Origin of the sequence: Roseibium porphyridii, from assembly GCF_026191725.2 — a bacterium.
GTDB lineage: Bacteria > Pseudomonadota > Alphaproteobacteria > Rhizobiales > Stappiaceae > Roseibium > Roseibium porphyridii.
The window spans coordinates 4,479,350-4,496,026 of sequence record NZ_CP120863.1; the positions used below are offsets into that span (position 1 = coordinate 4,479,350).

Annotated in this window: 15 protein-coding genes; 11 read left to right on the forward strand and 4 right to left on the reverse strand. The window is 55.0% G+C overall.

Annotated elements, in window-relative coordinates; genetic code table 11:
• Positions 1 to 4: 4 nt before the first annotated feature.
• Positions 5 to 1,606 carry a peptide chain release factor 3 gene (locus tag K1718_RS20710; protein ID WP_152502755.1) on the reverse strand — a complete coding sequence of 534 codons (1,602 nt, stop codon included), beginning with the start codon at positions 1,604 to 1,606 and terminating at the stop codon, positions 5 to 7.
• A gap of 445 nt (positions 1,607 to 2,051) precedes the next feature.
• Here K1718_RS20710 and K1718_RS20715 point away from each other — a divergent pair, with 445 nt between their 5' ends.
• Both K1718_RS20715 and K1718_RS20720 read left to right on the forward strand, forming a co-directional pair.
• Complete coding sequence (locus tag K1718_RS20715) at positions 2,052 to 4,286, forward strand: hypothetical protein (RefSeq protein WP_265680985.1); 2,235 nt, start codon at positions 2,052 to 2,054, stop codon at positions 4,284 to 4,286.
• Between the two features lie 61 nt (positions 4,287 to 4,347).
• Positions 4,348 to 4,902, forward strand: coding sequence for a DUF2585 domain-containing protein (locus K1718_RS20720; protein ID WP_265680984.1), 555 nt, complete (start codon positions 4,348 to 4,350; stop codon positions 4,900 to 4,902).
• A 48-nt stretch (positions 4,903 to 4,950) separates the two neighbouring features.
• Here K1718_RS20720 and K1718_RS20725 read toward each other — a convergent pair whose 3' ends face one another.
• Together K1718_RS20725 and K1718_RS20730 are read right to left on the reverse strand one after the other, a co-directional pair.
• Positions 4,951 to 5,625: a GntR family transcriptional regulator gene (locus tag K1718_RS20725; protein ID WP_152502757.1), complete on the reverse strand. Its 675-nt coding sequence runs from the start codon at positions 5,623 to 5,625 to the stop codon at positions 4,951 to 4,953.
• Positions 5,618 to 6,658, reverse strand: a complete 1,041-nt coding sequence (locus tag K1718_RS20730; RefSeq protein ID WP_265680983.1) for a Gfo/Idh/MocA family protein — start codon at positions 6,656 to 6,658, stop codon at positions 5,618 to 5,620. The genes K1718_RS20725 and K1718_RS20730 overlap by 8 nt, the downstream gene beginning before the upstream one ends.
• A gap of 221 nt (positions 6,659 to 6,879) precedes the next feature.
• On the opposite strand from K1718_RS20730, the gene K1718_RS20735 reads away from it, so the two are divergent.
• The 8 genes from K1718_RS20735 to K1718_RS20770 all read left to right on the forward strand — a co-directional run bounded on the left by K1718_RS20735 (position 6,880) and on the right by K1718_RS20770 (position 13,872).
• Positions 6,880 to 7,893, forward strand: a complete 1,014-nt coding sequence (locus K1718_RS20735; RefSeq protein WP_152502759.1) for a TRAP transporter substrate-binding protein — start codon at positions 6,880 to 6,882, stop codon at positions 7,891 to 7,893.
• 68 nt (positions 7,894 to 7,961) lie between these two features.
• The gene (locus K1718_RS20740) at positions 7,962 to 8,489 is read left to right on the forward strand and encodes a TRAP transporter small permease (RefSeq protein ID WP_265680982.1); all 528 of its coding nucleotides are present in this window, start codon (positions 7,962 to 7,964) and stop codon (positions 8,487 to 8,489) included.
• Entirely contained in the window at positions 8,489 to 9,772 is a 1,284-nt protein-coding gene (locus K1718_RS20745; RefSeq protein WP_152502760.1) for a TRAP transporter large permease, read from the forward strand. Before K1718_RS20740 ends, K1718_RS20745 begins: the two co-directional genes overlap by 1 nt.
• Positions 9,773 to 9,787: 15 nt before the next feature.
• The gene (locus K1718_RS20750) at positions 9,788 to 10,078 is read left to right on the forward strand and encodes a putative quinol monooxygenase (RefSeq protein WP_265680981.1); all 291 of its coding nucleotides are present in this window, start codon (positions 9,788 to 9,790) and stop codon (positions 10,076 to 10,078) included.
• Complete coding sequence (locus K1718_RS20755) at positions 10,075 to 10,872, forward strand: N-acyl homoserine lactonase family protein (protein ID WP_152502762.1); 798 nt, start codon at positions 10,075 to 10,077, stop codon at positions 10,870 to 10,872. Before K1718_RS20750 ends, K1718_RS20755 begins: the two co-directional genes overlap by 4 nt.
• On the forward strand, positions 10,869 to 12,101 hold the full coding sequence (gene otnK, locus K1718_RS20760) for a 3-oxo-tetronate kinase (RefSeq protein WP_265680980.1): 1,233 nt from the start codon (positions 10,869 to 10,871) through the stop codon (positions 12,099 to 12,101). The genes K1718_RS20755 and otnK overlap by 4 nt, the downstream gene beginning before the upstream one ends.
• Positions 12,098 to 12,745: a 3-oxo-tetronate 4-phosphate decarboxylase gene (gene otnC, locus K1718_RS20765; RefSeq protein WP_152502764.1), complete on the forward strand. Its 648-nt coding sequence runs from the start codon at positions 12,098 to 12,100 to the stop codon at positions 12,743 to 12,745. Before otnK ends, otnC begins: the two co-directional genes overlap by 4 nt.
• An 11-nt stretch (positions 12,746 to 12,756) precedes the next feature.
• On the forward strand, positions 12,757 to 13,872 hold the full coding sequence (locus K1718_RS20770; protein ID WP_265680979.1) for an isocitrate/isopropylmalate dehydrogenase family protein: 1,116 nt from the start codon (positions 12,757 to 12,759) through the stop codon (positions 13,870 to 13,872).
• Positions 13,873 to 13,913: 41 nt separating this feature from the next.
• On the opposite strand, the gene K1718_RS20775 is transcribed toward K1718_RS20770, so the two are convergent.
• Positions 13,914 to 14,948 carry a LacI family DNA-binding transcriptional regulator gene (locus K1718_RS20775; RefSeq protein ID WP_152502766.1) on the reverse strand — a complete coding sequence of 345 codons (1,035 nt, stop codon included), beginning with the start codon at positions 14,946 to 14,948 and terminating at the stop codon, positions 13,914 to 13,916.
• A gap of 203 nt (positions 14,949 to 15,151) precedes the next feature.
• On the opposite strand from K1718_RS20775, the gene K1718_RS20780 reads away from it, so the two are divergent.
• On the forward strand, positions 15,152 to 16,675 hold the full coding sequence (locus K1718_RS20780; RefSeq protein WP_152502767.1) for a sugar ABC transporter ATP-binding protein: 1,524 nt from the start codon (positions 15,152 to 15,154) through the stop codon (positions 16,673 to 16,675).
• Positions 16,676 to 16,677: the final 2 nt, after the last annotated feature.

Genomic DNA, 16,677 nt, shown 5'->3' on the forward strand with positions numbered 1-16,677 from the left:
CTCTTCAGGCTTCGTGCACAATTTCCCGTGTCTCACGAAAAGTGACATCAGGGAACTTCTCGGTAACGTGTCCGATTTCCCAGGCATTCTTGAAGAGAAACACCGGCTTGTCATCACGGTCATTTGCGACTGACATGCGGTGTCCCTCAATGATCTTCTGCAAGGTCTGACCGTCGGTTTCGATCCAGCGTGCCGTGGAATACGGCACGGTTTCAAAGCCGATTTCTGTCCCGTATTCCGCCTTAAGCCTGTCGACCACGACATCGAGCTGCAGCGCGCCCACGACGCCAACAATCCAGTTTGAACCGAGGTCCGGCTTGAAGATCTGCACAAGACCTTCCTCTGCCAGATCCTGAAGGCCCTGACGCATCTGCTTGACCCGCATGGTGTCGGAAAGGCGCACGCGGCGCAGAATTTCTGGAGCAAAGGCAGGCAAGCCGGTGACGTGGATATTCTCGCCTTCGGTTAACGTGTCGCCGACGCGCAGCTGGCCATGGTTGGGAACCCCGATCACGTCGCCAGGATAGGCAAGATCCGCGATCTCACGCTCCTCGGCAAAGAAGAAGATCGGTGCCGACACTGCGATCTGTTTGTTGGCTCGCACATGTTTCAGCTTCATGCCGCGCTTGAACGTGCCTGAACACAACCGCACAAAGGCAATCCGGTCCCTGTGTTTGGGATCCATATTGGCCTGTACCTTGAAGACGAAACCCGTGACCTTGTCTTCTGCCGGCATGATCGTGCGCCCGCCGGTGGCAGGTTGGGAATGGGGTGCCGGAGCAAAGTCCGCGATGAAGTCGAGAATTTCCTCAATGCCGTAGTCGCGCAAAGCGGAACCGAAAAAGACAGGGGTCAAATGACCTTCCAGAAAGCTTTCCTGGTCGAATTCGGCGTAGCCTTCTGCACCGAGTTCAACGTTTTCCGTCAGCTCTTCCATGATCCGATCAAAGACGACGTCGGTCAAAGCGCCGTCATCAAGACCCGAGACTTCCTTCGTTTGGGCAAAAGCACCACCGCGCTCGCCCTCCGAAGTATGGAATTTCTTTTTCTGCCAGTCATAAACGCCAAAGAAATCCGATCCCATGCCCACCGGCCAGGTCTGCGGGCTCACGTCCAGCGCGAGCGCTTCCTGCACCTCATCGAGGATCTCAAGTGCGTGGCGGCCTTCACGGTCGATCTTGTTGACGAAAGTGATGATCGGGATATCGCGCAAGCGACAGACTTCGAACAGCTTTCGGGTCTGGGTCTCAATGCCTTTTGCGGCATCGATCACCATGATCGCAGCATCAACAGCCGTCAGGGTGCGATAGGTGTCTTCCGAGAAGTCCTCGTGGCCTGGTGTATCGAGCAGGTTGTAGACAATTCCCTTACGCTCAAACGTCATGACGGATGACGAAACCGAGATGCCGCGTTCCTGCTCGATCTTCATCCAGTCTGACCGTGCCCGGCGTCTTTCACCACGTGCCCTCACCTGCCCCGCAGCGCGGATCGCACCACCGGACAACAGCAGCTTTTCGGTCAAGGTCGTCTTACCGGCATCCGGGTGGGAAATGATCGCAAATGTGCGACGGTCCTGAAACGGTGCCTTGCCGTTGAGGCTGGACATAAAGAACTCCTGAATGCCTTGTCCGGCGAGGCTGCGCAAACGCATCGGTTGAAACCGGGGCGCAACTTCAATCAATGGGGCCGGAAGGATTGATGTTTCGTTGGCGCAAGTTCATAGAGAGAATCCGGCAAGATTTCTAGTGAGGAATTTGTAAACTTGTTCCCTGTTTGAGACGTCTGTCTGGAATAATGGAAGTTTTCGCCATTTGGTTCGATCGCAGGAAACTGATTGAATTCTGGCAAAAACTAGCTTTGTGGCAGCCCACTGCCTGTGCCTCTATTGAAGGGTCCCTTTTAATTGGCGCTTCCCAATGCGCTGATCCAGCTACGTTCGCCAACTGCGCCAAGTCTGACCGAGTGACCGTTACAATCTGAAGTCGTAACCCCCGGTTTACCGATCCAAGCTATTCAAAAAAGCTATCAAGCGAACGGGTGTTGGTGCAGCAATGCTGGATGTTAGAGTTCGAAGCAGTGACAGCGAATATCGAGGTTTTGTGGAAGTCGTCGATACATCGACCCACAAAACTTATCTTCACAAACCACTCCGAGGAGAACAATTCGAATCCGTGCTCGCTTTGAGCAACGATCAGATTGTTCTCCTCGGAGAGCGAGCAAACCTCGTGATATTCAATGGCCGAACGGGCGAGCGCATCGCTTCACGCAGTATTTCGGAGTTTTTCCGTGCGGGCAGTCTAGTCAAGGACTTGGTTCACCTAAAACATCATGGCTATATTGCGCTTTTAGCAGAACATCGTTTGCTGTTGCTGAATGAAATTGATCTATCTCATGTATTCGCGACCGACTGCGCAACCTGGAATGGAGCAACCGGGCGATTAGTAAGAACCAGGGAACTATCTCCCGATTTAAAAATGCAGCTAGGTTCTCCTGGCACATCTCTTCGGCGCTTAAGTTTCAGTGGGTTTGTCCGCGAGCGGAACAGTGAAAAGATAATCACAGGCTACTGCGAAGAAGGGGATGGGAAACAAGGCTCGACTTCTGACACGGGCAAACGGCTCAATTTTATTGGAGTTTATGAAATTGATGTTCGCGCTCAAACCATTCTTAAGAAGGAAATAGATAGTTTTTACGCCAATCCGATACGTCCAGTTTTTTTTGCAGCCAGCCCGAATGGCAAATGGGGACTTCGCCGAAACCTTAGGTATATGAAGCACCATAAATCGGTGCCGCTTGCCGGTTTCCAGCAAAAAGTCTTCGGTAGAAAGAAAGGCTACCGGCATCCTGATCTTCGCGACGATGGCTGTGATCGGTTCCTGTACAGTTTCGAGCTATGGGACCTCGAAAACGCAAGTTTTGTGCGGAATCTAGATGTCAGTTGGATTGCAATTGAGAACAAGCAAGATGTGAACGACCGGATACGTGTCGGAGACATGATCGACAATCTTGAAAAACCCTTTTATCAAATCGACAAGGGCCTCTCACAACCTCCGAAAGCGACATTTACGCACTATTTCGATGATCTTCATGAGAAGTTTCGGAAGCGCTACTGGGACTGGCAAAGCGCTTGGGAGAATACCAACGAGGCATTTTGGATGACGCATTCCGACGGCTTCCGCCGTATTGGAATGGATGGAACCGTATCGCCAATTCTTCGCATTGGTTCCAAAGTCTCGCGCGCTCAAAGCGCGGAGGCGACGAGAGAATTATGGAGGCATACGCTGGCTGATGTAACGGCAACAGACGAAGAATTCGTCATACGCAATGAATATTGCATGCTGCGATTGCCTAGATCGTCTGTTTTCCAAAATTCCAATGAGGTTTGGATATCAGAGCAAGACGCTCAAGTAGTTGTTTTATGCGAGAATGCTGGTCTAGATCTCAAAGCTCGAGATCTTCTTCATCTAAGCGGGCATATCGTCGAACTCATGGAATGGTCCGAGCTTGGGGCAAAACAGGCGCTGACCAACCTGAAGCAAGAGTTGCGCTCTAGATTTTCAGATATGCTCGGTGGAGGCCAATACAATCATACTTTTGAGTTGGCATTTCGATACCAAGAGAAATTGTATAGCGAAGCCGACTTTTTTGACCGGGTAACACGTGAAAATTGGAATTTGCTAAGTGAAACCCGCGCCTTGCTGGAAACATGGCTGGATAAATTCGAAGAAAGAGATCTAAATTCCGAATGCTACACAAGTGTGTGTGGTGGGGTAGACCCGGAAAGTGGCTATCCGACGGGTGGGTTAGCGCAAGCCCTAAAGCATTTGGTTCTGAAAGAACAAGCAAGCTTGGACGTTTTCAGAAAGTATCTTGCTCGGAGAGATGGTGAACATGAAGTTTTCTCTTCAGACATCTTGGTTCGAAGTTACTTAGAAAAATATGGCTTCACTTCGCGCGAAGCATTCAAGTTTGGAATATTCTGGGTCGCAATTCGATACCGCGATGGAAGAGGCCCAGTGGAAAACCTTTGGAATGAACTTGGATTGCTAGATGTGGCATCAAAGTCATTGCTCCCGAGCACATTCGCCGATCTTGTTTTCGAAGAATTCAATTCGTTCAACGTAAAGTGGTCGTGGAATGATCAGTCAATAGGCGAGGTTCTTGAAGCTTTGGAAAAAATACTTCCGGGGAACGGAAACTGGGCGAAACAGTTATCAGACCAGATAAGCGCCCGCAGTTTTGACGGGTCCCGCCGAGAGTATCAATCTCCTTTGCGAACCAATTAGCCAAATTTAAGGCTCGCTAACACTAAGCCAACTAGAAATCCTGTACAGATTTGGAATGACAATGAGCCGAACCAAATGCCTGATCATCGGGATCGCAATGACCGCCGTCACCGCAGCCATTCTTCTGGCCATGGGGCGCATTCCCATTTGCGAGTGCGGCTATGTCCTCTTTTGGACACCGGCGGACGATGTCGCCGGTTCCTCGCAGCATATTGCCGACTGGTACACGTTCTCCCACATCATTCACGGTTTTATCTTTTACTGGCTGCTGTGGCTGCTCTTCCGTCGCAACTCTGTTGCAGAGCGGGCGCTTGGTGCGATCCTGATCGAGGCGGCCTGGGAAATCGCAGAGAACAGCCCCTGGATTATCGATCGCTACCGCGAAGCAACCATTGCCGTCGGATATACCGGCGACAGTGTTCTGAATTCCGTCTTCGATATTGTTTGGATGCTTGCCGGGTTCTTCTTTGCGGCGCGTATGCCGGTTTGGGTGACCATTCTGACTGCCATCGCTTTTGAACTGCTGGCACTTTGGGTCATTCGGGACAATCTGACCCTGAACGTCCTGATGCTTGTATACCCGATTGAGGCCATCAAGGTCTGGCAAGGCGGGTAACCGTGTCCTAAGGGCCCCTTGCAGCACCAGAGGCAACACTGCGCGGGCCTAAAGCTGAAACAGTTTGTGTTTTTTCAACAGCTCGATCAGCACTTCACGGGCGTGTTGCCGGTGACTTCTGTGACGTTCACGCGCCTCGTTGGCATAGCCCTTCTTGATCGCGGCATAGACAGCCCTGTGGTCTTCGTTGGACTTGACCGGAAGGGGACGAATATAGAGCGTCATGGCGCGGGCCCGGCGGACCTGGTTCGCCATCATGGACACGATGGATTCCACGCGTGAATTGCCGCCCAATCTCACGAGCTCGTCGTGAAAAGCGTCATCCGCGATTGCCCAGGCTTCACGATCTTCACGTCCCAGCGCTTCTTCCATGGCCTCTATCGATTGCTTCAGTGCACTGAGATCCTCGTCAGAGTATCCCTTGTCAGCGGCTTGTTCCGCAGACAGGCTCTCCAGTTCCGTCAGCACAGCATAGATCTCTTCCATGTCTCTCAGCGACAGGGTCGAGATCCTTACGCCCTTGCGGGGCCGCACTTCCAAAAGCCCCTGCTGGGCAAGCATCAGCGTTGCTTCACGTACAGGTGTCCGGGACATGCCCAGGCGATCCGCCAATTCGCTTTCCAAATGATCGGAGCCAGCTGCCAATTCACCGTCGAAAATCAATTGACGGATCTTTTCCATCGCCTGGGTGGTGATCGTTTTTGGTTTTGGCGCCTCAAGCATGGGCAAACTCCCGGATTTTCGTCCCCAGGCGGTTCGATTCGTAGATCGCCTGTTCGATCGCGATCACCTTCAAATACGCGCGCGCCTCGTTTTCAAGCGGCATTCCGTCCAACACACCGTTGACAACATGGTCTATCAGATTCTTTACGCAATCGCCGCCAAAGCCATTCCAGTTCTGAGCAGCCAGGAGAATGCTTGGCTTCACATCGCCAAAGTGGCGTAGTCTTACAGACCCATCGCCCGACAAGGTCAGTGTCCCTTCGGCCCCCTCAATCAGAGCTTCTCCAAGTGTCGTGCGGCAGTTTTCGGCAGCGTGATCCAAAAGACGGTTGCCATCGAAGAGTGCGCGAACTCCATTGGCATAGTCAAAGACGAAATAGCCCGCATCTTCGCCCTTGATTGCCGGATTGAGACGGCGCAAATCGGCATACACAGCCTCCGGCTCACCAAGCAGATACCGGAAAGTGTCGACCCAGTGAACGCCGGTTTCATGAATGAGCAGTTTCGGCATTTCCTGGAAATAGGGCTGACGATCGAGATAGGCGCGCGGCCCTTGCCCGTCTCCTGTTCTCAGCCGGAATGTGACCTGTAGAACGTCTCCGATCAGACGATCGTCAAGTGCCTGATGGATGGTTCTATACCAGGGTTGAAAGCGGAAGTTTTCGTGGACAACAACCGTAACACCGGCGGTCTCGGCCAGTTCAGTTGCCTCTTTTGCTTCTTCCAGAGAAGTGCAGAACGGCTTTTGACAGATTATCGCCTTCACACCCTTTGCGATTGCCAGCTTGATGGCCTCGAAGTGCGTCGGTGGCGGCGTGATGATATCGAGCAGATCCGGCTTGGCCATCTTGAGCATGTGCTCCAGATCGCCAAAGGCGGTCAGACCCGTGGCCTTGGCTTTTTCCCGGTCCCGGTCGCAGGAGCCCACCAGGCGGACGCGCGCGTTCCGTCGCCAGGCATCATAATGAAATTGAGCAAAGTAGCCTGCGCCAAGGCAGGCAACACGCAAGGCTTCACCACCGTTTCTTGTCAATTGCTTCCTCCCGCCGGCTGACACCCGATGTCTGAGTGCGCCGCCTACTGGCAGTCTCGTCGATCAGAGCCGGCTTTCGCCGATCAAACAAGATCAGCGCGTTCATTGTTGGATTTTTGATAGTCGACATTTCCCAAGTTGACAAGGGATTGATTTACGTATACGCAATCGAATGTGTAAATCGATACGGCCTTTTGGAGCGGCCGTGGGAGGAGACCGAAATGCTTGATAAGAAGAGTTTGAGCCGTCTGTTGCTGAGCGCGGCAATCCTTGCTGCCGGTATGGGTGGCGCACATGCTGTGGAAACCCTGCGTTTCAGCCACACCGACAATCCGGGCGGTTCCCGCCAGGCGGCGGCAGAACTGTTCGCTGAAAAGGTTGCTGAATACACGGACGGCCGTTACGAAGTTCAGATCTTCCCGTCCGGGCAGCTCGCCAACGATCCGAAGGCGATCGAGCTGCTGCAATTGGGCGGTCTGGACTTTACCGTGTCCGCAACAGGTTCCTATGCGACCCATATGCCAACCCTGAACCTCACGGCCATGCCGTTTCTGGTCGATACCTACGAGCAGGGCTGGGAACTTTACGACAATTCCGAGTGGTTGCAGGGTGAGTTCGCGAAACTTCCCGAAAAAGGTTTCCGTGTCCTGAGCACCTGGGAAGCCGGCTTCCGCAGCTTCACAACCAATGAGCCGCTGGCGTCTCCGACCGACGCGGAATCCATGAAAATGCGCGTTTTTCCGAACGACATGATCCGCTGGTCGATGGAAGCCATCGGTTTCCAGACAGTGGTCATGCCGATCACTGATGTTTACCTCTCCATTCAGCAGGGCATCGTCAACGGCCAGGAAAACCCGGTCGATACGATCAAGTCGCTCCGCTTTTATGAAGTTGCGCCGAACATCACGCTGACGCGTCACGTCTATAGCCCGCTGCCTTTGACAATTGCGGAAAAGACCTGGCAGTCCTTCTCTGATGAAGACAAGGAAGCCGTGTTGAAAGCAGCTGCGGAATCCGCAACGTTCAGCCGCAACCTCGTCAAGAGCTCTGTTGAGAGCCAGCTTGCAGAGATGACCGAAGAAGGTGCAACGGTCAGCGTTCCGGAAATCGGACCGTTCCGCGATGCCGTCCAGTCGGTTTATTCAAAAGCCAAGGACGTTTACGGCGACGAAGCTGTCGACAAGATCCTGGCCGACGCGGCTGCGATCCGCGAAGCACTCCCCGCCCAGAACTGATCAAGCACTTCGGGCGACAACTAGCCGGGACTCTCAGGGTCCCGGCCCTTTCCTAAAAGAGAAGAGCCTTGGATTACCGAGAGCATTATCCGGCTGTGCTGCGCTGGCTCAGCCATATGGTCGATTTTTGCCTGGCGCTTGGCGGATTTGCGATCGTCACACTGGTGTTCTGCAACGCTTCCCTTCGCGGATTTGCCGGGTTTGACCTGGCATGGTCTCTGGAAGTCACCAGCTTTCTGCTGCTGTGGAGCACCTTTTTCGGCTGCGCGGCGGCCATTGCACGCGGTGCACATATGCGCGTTACCGAGATTGTCGAAAAACTGGTTCCAATGCTCGGTCAGCGCATTTTGTCGATTGCGATCGACGTCGTCATCGCGATCCTTTTGATCAGCCTGATCTACACCGGGTACAACATTTCCGTTCATACCTGGGCGCAGAAGACCACGGTGCTCTATTGGCCGGTCGGACTGCTTTATGCCTCCATGCCCGCCGGCATGGCGCTGACGCTGATCTTCCATCTGTTCAACATGGTGTTCGACATTAGAAACCCGGTCGTGCCTCATGCATCCCATTCTGACGGCGGGGAGGCCTTTTAATGATACTGATCTTTGTAGTGGCGGTCTTCCTGACCTCTGTCTTCATCGGTATTCCGCTTGTTTGGGCTATTCTGCTCACCGCCGTTCTGCCGATCATCGTCTTTGATCTTGGATATCCGCTTCAGGCGCTGTTCCTGAATTTCATCGGCGGTGTGGAACCGAACCACTTCCTGGCCATTCCGCTTTTCATCGTGGCTGGCGAAATGATGAGCCGCGGTGGCGTTGGCCTGCGCATCATCGGTTTTGCCCGCGCAGCTTTCGGCTTCATGGCGGGCGGGCTCGGCATGGTCGTCGTTGGCGCCTCCATGATCTTCGGCGGCATTTCCGGCTCGGCAATTGCAGATTCTGCAGCCATCGGCTCGGTGATGATCAAGAACATGTCGCGAGAGGGTTACAACACAGCGTTTGCAGCGGGCCTCGTCGCAGCTGCGGGAACCATCGGCATCATCATTCCACCGTCCATTCCCATGCTCATCTACGGTTTTGTCGGCAACGTATCCGTCGCGGATCTCTTCCTTGGCGGCATGATCCCCGGCGTCTTGTTCGGCGCGCTCTTCATGGCGGTTTGCTACTACGTGGGCAAAACGACCAATTGCGATCCGGGCGGGCGAACAACAACGCTGAAGGAGTTGACATCGTCCTTTATCGGCACGGCCCCTGCCCTTTTCATGCCGATCCTGATCCTTGGCGGTATCTTCACCGGCTGGGTCACGCCGACGGAGGCTGCAGCTCTCGCCGTTGTCTATGGTCTGTTCGTGACGACAGTCGTCTATCGCGACTTCAAGATCAGGGATCTGCCGCGCCTTTTGATCGATTCCTTCGTTACCAGTTCGGTGGTGATGGTGGTGATCGGCGCGACCACTGTGCTCGGCTGGCTGATAACCCTGGAACAGATGCCCCAGATCCTGGTTGCCTTCGTTCAGGAGTTCTCCTCCGGCCCGTGGATGTTCCTGTTGCTGGTCAACATCGTGCTGCTCATTCTGGGCCTCGTGCTTGACCCTGTTCCCGCCATCCTGCTGACCGCACCACTGTTCCTGCCAACGGCCAAGGCCTTTGGCGTCGACCCGGTGCATCTTGGCGTGATCATGACCTGTAACGTTGCCGTGGGCCTGTTCACACCGCCGGTGGGTGCAACGCTCTACGTTGCCTCGCGGATTTCCGGTGTTGGCGTGCTCTCGATTGCCAGAAAAATGGCACATCTTTACATCGCGGCTATCATCGCGCTCCTTGCAGTCACCTACATACCGGCCGTCTCAATGAGTATGGTGCATCTGTTCCGGTGAGGAGGAGTTGAAACGATGTTTGCAGTAACCGTGCTGTTTCGCATCAAGGACGGACAAATGGATGCCTTCATGCCCCTGATGATCGCAAATGCACAAACCTCGGTGAAAGACGAACCAGGGTGCAGACAGTTTGATGTCTGCACCGATCCGGATCTGCCGGGTGAGGTTTTCCTTTATGAAATCTATGAAGATGCTGCTGCATTCCAGTTTCATCTTGCGACCGACCATTTCAAGGACTTCGATGCCAGGGTCTCCGACATGATTGCCGAAAAATCCGTCAAGACATTTCAGAAGGTGGACGCATGACCCCCTGGGAAGTCTTCGCAGTCAAATATGCCGACCGGAATGCCAGGACGCGCAAGGACAGTTTTCTGTTCGATGACAATCACAATCAGCCCCACGACATGGACTATTTCATCTGGGTGCTGCGTCAGCGTGACGAAATCCTGCTGGTCGACACCGGATACGACCAGGAAGAAGGCGATCGGCGCGGCCGACCCATTCGGCTGAACCCGGCTGAGGCACTGGCGCCGCTTGGCATCGTGCCTGAAGACGTGACAACCATCATCGTGACGCATCTTCACTACGATCATGCAGGCGGCCTGCGGCATTTCCCAAACGCCACAATTCATCTCCAGGCGGCAGAAATGGCATATGCCACAGGCCCCTGCATGTGCCATGGAACCTTGAACGCGCCCTTCACGGCTGACCATATCTGCGAAGCCGTTCAAAGGCTTTATTCGGGACGGGTCATCTTTCATGAGGGGGACGGCGAAGTTCGCGAAGGTGTGACGGTTCACCGGACCGGAGGGCACAGCGACGGCCTGCAGGTCGTGCGCGTCCTGACCGAAGCCGGCTGGTTGTGCCTCGCCTCCGACGCGTCTCACTATTATGAAAACTTCCTGGAGGAAAAACCCTTTCCGATCGTGGTCAACCTTGGCGACATGCTTAACGGGTTCAAGACCATTCAGCGTCTTGCCAGCTCGAAGGAGCTCGTCATTCCCGGGCATGACCCACTCGTGCGCAAATTGTTTCCTTCCCACGGTCCGGACCACATCGTTCGCCTCGACCGGGGCCCGGAAAAGGTGTTCCTGCCATGAAGCTTGGTGTCATTGCCGACGATTTTACCGGCGCATCCGACATCGCGCTGATGCTGTCTGAAGGTGGCATGCCGACCGCACAATTCGTCGGTGTCCCGGAGCACAGCATTGACGATCATATCGAGGCAGGCGTTGTCGGTCTCAAGTCACGCACCATTGCGGCCGCTGATGCCGTTGCAATATCTCTGGAAGCCTGTGACTGGCTGTTGAGCCAGGGCTGCCAGCAAATCATTTTCAAGGTTTGCTCGACTTTCGATTCCACCGACGCAGGCAATATTGGCCCGGTAACCGAAGCATTGGCAGATCGGCTTGGTGAAGAAACTGTTCTGGTCTGCCCGGCATTTCCCGAAAACGGACGCTCAGTCTATCAGGGGCATCTCTTCGTCAAGGACGTTCTTTTGAGCGAAAGCGGTATGCAGCACCATCCGCTGACGCCCATGACCGATCCCGACATTCGGCGTGTGCTCGCACGGCAAACTTCGCGATCCGTGAAGCACATCTCTGTTTCCGACGTCTGGGCCGGTCCGGATGCCGTAATCCAAAACGCTTCAAAGGCCGGCAAGGCCATGGTCGTCGTCGATGCTGTCCGCAACGAAGACCTGATGACATTCGGCCGCGCCGCGGCGTCACGGAAACTTCTGACCGGCGGATCGGGCATCGCCCTTGGCCTGCCACAGAACTTCGGGTTTCAACCTGAAACGTCTTCCTGGGCAGGGGTCTCCGGCAAGGCCGTTGTCCTGTCCGGCTCCTGTTCCGCAGCCACTCGCGGCCAAGTGGCTGCCTACAAGGCCAGTGCGCCGTCGCGCGAACTGAATGCAGACGACATCATGTCTCAAAGGCTGTCGCTGCAGGAGGTCGTCGAGTGGGCGATCCGTCAGGATACCGCTCCCCTTCTTTATTCTTCAGCGGATCCTGCAATCGTTGCCGCCGCACAGGACAAATACGGCCGTGAGAATAGTGCGGATGCAATCGAGAAAGTCTTTGCCAACCTTGCTGCCGCCTTGTCGCATGAAGGGGTCAAAAGGATCGTGGTCGCCGGAGGAGAGACCTCAGGAGCTGTTGTCTCGGGCCTCCAGGCAGACACGCTTGAGATCGGTCCCAAGATCGCAGCGGGCGTTCCCGCATTGAAGGTTGCCGGACGCCCCCTCGCCCTTGCCCTGAAGTCAGGCAATTTCGGCGGACCTGAATTCTTTTCCGAAGCGCTTTCTGTTCTGGAGGGCCGGGTATGAGCGAAATCGCCTCGGCACGTGAGCAGGTCTGTCTTGTGGCGAAATCCATGTTTGACCGTGGTTTGACACACGGATCGACGGGCAATATCTCGCTGCGGCTGTCCGACGGCACCCTGCTGGTCACACCAACAGGGTCTTCCATGGGGTTTCTGGATCCGGCACGGATCAGTCATGTGTCCGAAAAGGGCGACCTTTTGTCAGGCGACAAGCCGACAAAGGAAATCCCGCTTCATACCGCCTTTTATGAGACCCGCAGCAACACCGGTGCGGTTGTTCATCTTCATTCCTGTCATTCGGTCGCGCTCACACTTTTGCCAGACATCGATCCGGAAAACGTCCTGCCGACGTTGACACCTTACGGGATCATGCAGCTCGGCAAGGTGAAACTGTTGCCCTTCTTTGTACCAGGCGACCCGGCGATGGGCGAAGCGGTGCGGGGTCTGGCGGGAAAACGATCGGCAGTCCTGCTTGCCAATCACGGCCCCGTGGTGGCCGGCAAGGATCTGACCGCCGCAGTTTATGCAATGGAAGAGTTGGAAGCCACGGCCCGGCTGGCACTGCTTTTGCGCGGAACCGGAGCCATATCTCTCACACCGGATCAGATTGGCCAGGTGGTTGAGCGTTTTGACGTTGATTGGAATTGAGGAAGTTACCGATGAAAATAGCACTGATTAAAGGTGACGGGATCGGCGTCGATGTTGCAGAAGCGGCCATGGCTGTCATGGAAGCTGCTCTGCAGAAAACAGGCCAGGCATTACCGGTCTATGACGAGATCCTGGCCGGAGCCGGCTATTTTCAGGAAACCGGAACCGACATTGAACCAGATGGTGAAATGCGTGCGGGCGAGGCCGACGCCATTTTTCTCGGCGCTATCGGCATGCCTTCGATCCGTCACGCCGATGGGACGGAAATCTCTCCGCACCTGCGGCTGCGCGATCGCTTTGAGCTGTTTGCCGGAGTGCGTCCGGTCAAGGCCTATCCGAATGCACCGCAACGGCTGGCAGATCCGCGCGCGGCGGGTATCGATCTGATTATCCTGCGGGAGTCCACAGAAGGCCTTTTTTATTCGGCAGCCGCCCACAAGCGCACGCTTGTTGCCAACAACGACGAAGTTCAGGACGTCCTTCGCGTTACGCGCAAGACGACAACAAAACTGCATCATTTTGCTTTCAATCTGGCACGCAAACGCAGAGCCAAAGGCAAGAACGGCACCCTCACCTGCGTCGACAAGGCCAATGTCTTCACATCGCTCGCTTTCTTCCGCCAGATTTTCAATGAAGTGAAAGAGACCTATCCTGACGTTCCTGTCGGCTACAACTACGTTGATGCACAAGCGCTAGACCTGGTCCGCAAGCCCTGGGAATTCGATGTGCTGGTGATGGAGAACATGTTCGGTGACATCCTGTCCGACCTTGCAGGTGGCCTTGTTGGCGGCATGGGAATGGCAGCCTGCGGTGAGATCGGAGAGACGACCGGCCTGTTTCAGCCAGCCCACGGAAGCGCGCCCGACATTATGGGGCAGGACAAGGCCAATCCATTGGCAGCAATCCTGAGCGCAGCCCTGATGCTGGACTATCTGGCCGAGAAACTTGGAAATTCTCATCTCGCAGATGCTGCAGACCTGATCAATTCGTCCGTAGATGAGTCATTTGAACAAAACGCCTTGAGACCGATGGAATTTGGTGGAGACATGGGCACCAAAGCCGTGACCAACCAGGTGCTGACAGGAATTGCAGAACTTGCTCCGGCAAAGGATCGTGTCAGCGCATAAAGGTCACGGTGTTCTGATACCGCGCAACGGACCTTTCAGGCCTATCTGGCCCGTTTGCTGACACCCGCGCAGCTTTCCCGGACGATCAGGTCCCCATGCAAAAGATGCGACCTGGTTTCAAGCGACCTGTTTGCCAAGCGATCCAGGAGGATTGTCATGGCCTTTTCGCCGATATGATGACGAGGCTGGCGAATGGTCGTCAGTCCCGGCGTGAAATTGTTGGCAAAGGGAATATCGTCAAACCCCAGAACCGAGAAGTCTTCCGGAACGTTGTAACCACGCAGCTGCAGGGCGGAAATGACGCCGATTGCGGTGTTGTCGTTAAAGCAGAAGAACGCTGTAGGCAGGTCATCCTTGATGAAAAGGCGCTCGACGGCGGCACGGCCGCTTTCTGCCGTTCCGTCTCCTTCAACACGCCAGTCTCTCGGCGCGTCCGGTGTCTCTTTCAGTCCCTGGCGGTAGCCGGAATGCCTCAAATCACTTCGAATGTCTGCAGGTCCTCCGGAGATGAATACGATCTTCCGATGGCCGAGCGAGATCAAATATTCCGTCGCCATTTTTGAGGCGGCAACGTCATCCACGCCGACATAACTGATATCTGAGTGCGCCAATGGCCGTTCCGTTGCAACAACAGCCGGCAATGAGCTGAGTGGCGTCTGCGGTTCGCCGGCAACGGGAATATGGCCAGTCAAAAGCACCAGTCCATCCGCCATGCCGGTCGACAAGAATCGCATGTAGGTCTGCTCTATGCCGGTGGTGCCTTCCGTGTTGCCGATCAGGACGCCATAGCCTCTGTCCGCCGCAGCCTTCTCCAGGCCGGTCAAAATGCCGGCAAAATTCGGATCTGCAATCGAAGAGGCCAGGACCAGAACCATCTGCGAACGTTGCATACGCAGGTTCTGCGCCATGGCATTGGCGGTGTAGCCCGTGCGCGCAATCGCGGCGGTTACCTTTTTCCGCGTACTTTCGGCAACCTTCTCGGGCGAGCGCAGAGCCCTGCTGACGGTGGCAATCGACACGCCCGCAAGTTTTGCAACATCTTCAATTGTGGCCGGCCGCTCCAGCGGTTCGCTCATTTATTGATCCAGACATGTTGCAGCGCGAGCACCCAATAAGTTCATGAATCTACACGCCCTCTACGCTGTATAAAGCGCATTGGCTCTGATGAAAAGGTTTACAACATGCAATGTAAAGGTTTACATCAATCGTGAAAACGTTTACATACCAAACATGGCGCCAGTGTGGAGGAAACATGTCGGCGCTTGGGAGGAAGACATAAATGCAGATGGAAACGACCGCACAAGCGGCGATCATCGAAGCTGTCAACATCAGCAAATCCTTCGGTCCGGTGCCGGTCCTGTTCAGCGTGAGCATGGATGTGCGCCCGGGAGAAGTGCATGCGCTGATCGGCGAAAACGGCGCCGGCAAATCGACACTCATGAAGATCTTGTCCGGTTTCCACGACCCTACCTCCGGTCAGATCCGGCTCGATGGAAAAAAGACAGACCTGCCTCCAAATGGCGCAGCCGAATCGCTCGGCATTGTGCTCATTCACCAGGAACTGAATCTTGCCGAGCAGATGACGGTCGAAGAGAACGTCTTTCTCGGGCGAGAGGTCAAATCCAGGGGCTTGCTCGACAAGGCAGCAATGCGCGCAACCGTACAGGGCTATCTCGATGAAATCGGCTTGGATATTTCTCCGGTCGACCGTATTTCCGACCTGACGATCGCGCAGAAGCAAATGGTTGAAATCGTCAAGGCTGTCAGCCGCAACGCCCGCATTCTGATTATGGATGAGCCGACCGCGGTGCTGACCGAAGAAGAAACGGAAGTCTTCTTCCGGCAAGTTACGAAGCTTAAGGAAAGCGGCGTTGGCATCGTGTTCGTTTCCCACAAGCTAAATGAAGTCAAGGCAATCTCGGATCGGATCACCATCTTGCGGGACGGTCAATGGATCGACACGCGACATGCGCAGGATCTGACGCCGGATCTGATGGCTCAGATGATGGTGGGGCGTGAACTGTCAGACCTCTATCCCCCGATGCTGGAGGCGGATGTCGACGCAGAACTGGTTCTGGAAGTCGACAACCTTGTTGCAACGGGCGTGAGCGGGGTCAGCTTCGGGCTTCGCAAAGGTGAAATCCTGGGTTTTTCAGGCCTGATCGGGTCAGGTCGAACCGCTGTTTTTGAAGCGGTTTGCGGACTTGCCCCGATCGAAAGTGGAACAATCAGGCTGTTCGGACGGGATGTCGGCACGATGACAGTGGCCGGTGCACGAGATGCCGGACTTGCCTATCTGACCAAGGACAGGAAGGAAAAGGGGCTGCTGCTCGACAAGAAGATGCAGCCGAATCTGACCCTTTTCGCGCTCCCGAAATTCGTGAAGAATTTTGCCATCGACCGCAAACGTGAAGAAGAAGCGCTTGAACGCGCGATCCGCCGTTTCGACGTTAGGGCCAAGGACAACGATATCACCGTCGGCAAACTGTCCGGCGGTAACCAGCAGAAACTGCTGCTCGCCAAGATCATGGAGTGCGATCCAAAGATCGTCGTCATCGACGAGCCAACGCGCGGCATCGATGTCGGGACCAAGCAGCAGATCTATCATTTCATCGCAGCACTCGCCGCCGAAGGCGTTTCGGTCGTCGTCATTTCCTCCGAAATGCCCGAGATTATCGGCATCTGCCACCGGGTGGTGGTGATGCGCGAAGGCGGCATTACGGGCGTTCTGACCGGTGATCACATCAACGAAAACGAAATCATGCGTTACGCCGCCGGGCTGAAACGGGAGGAACTTCATTGACC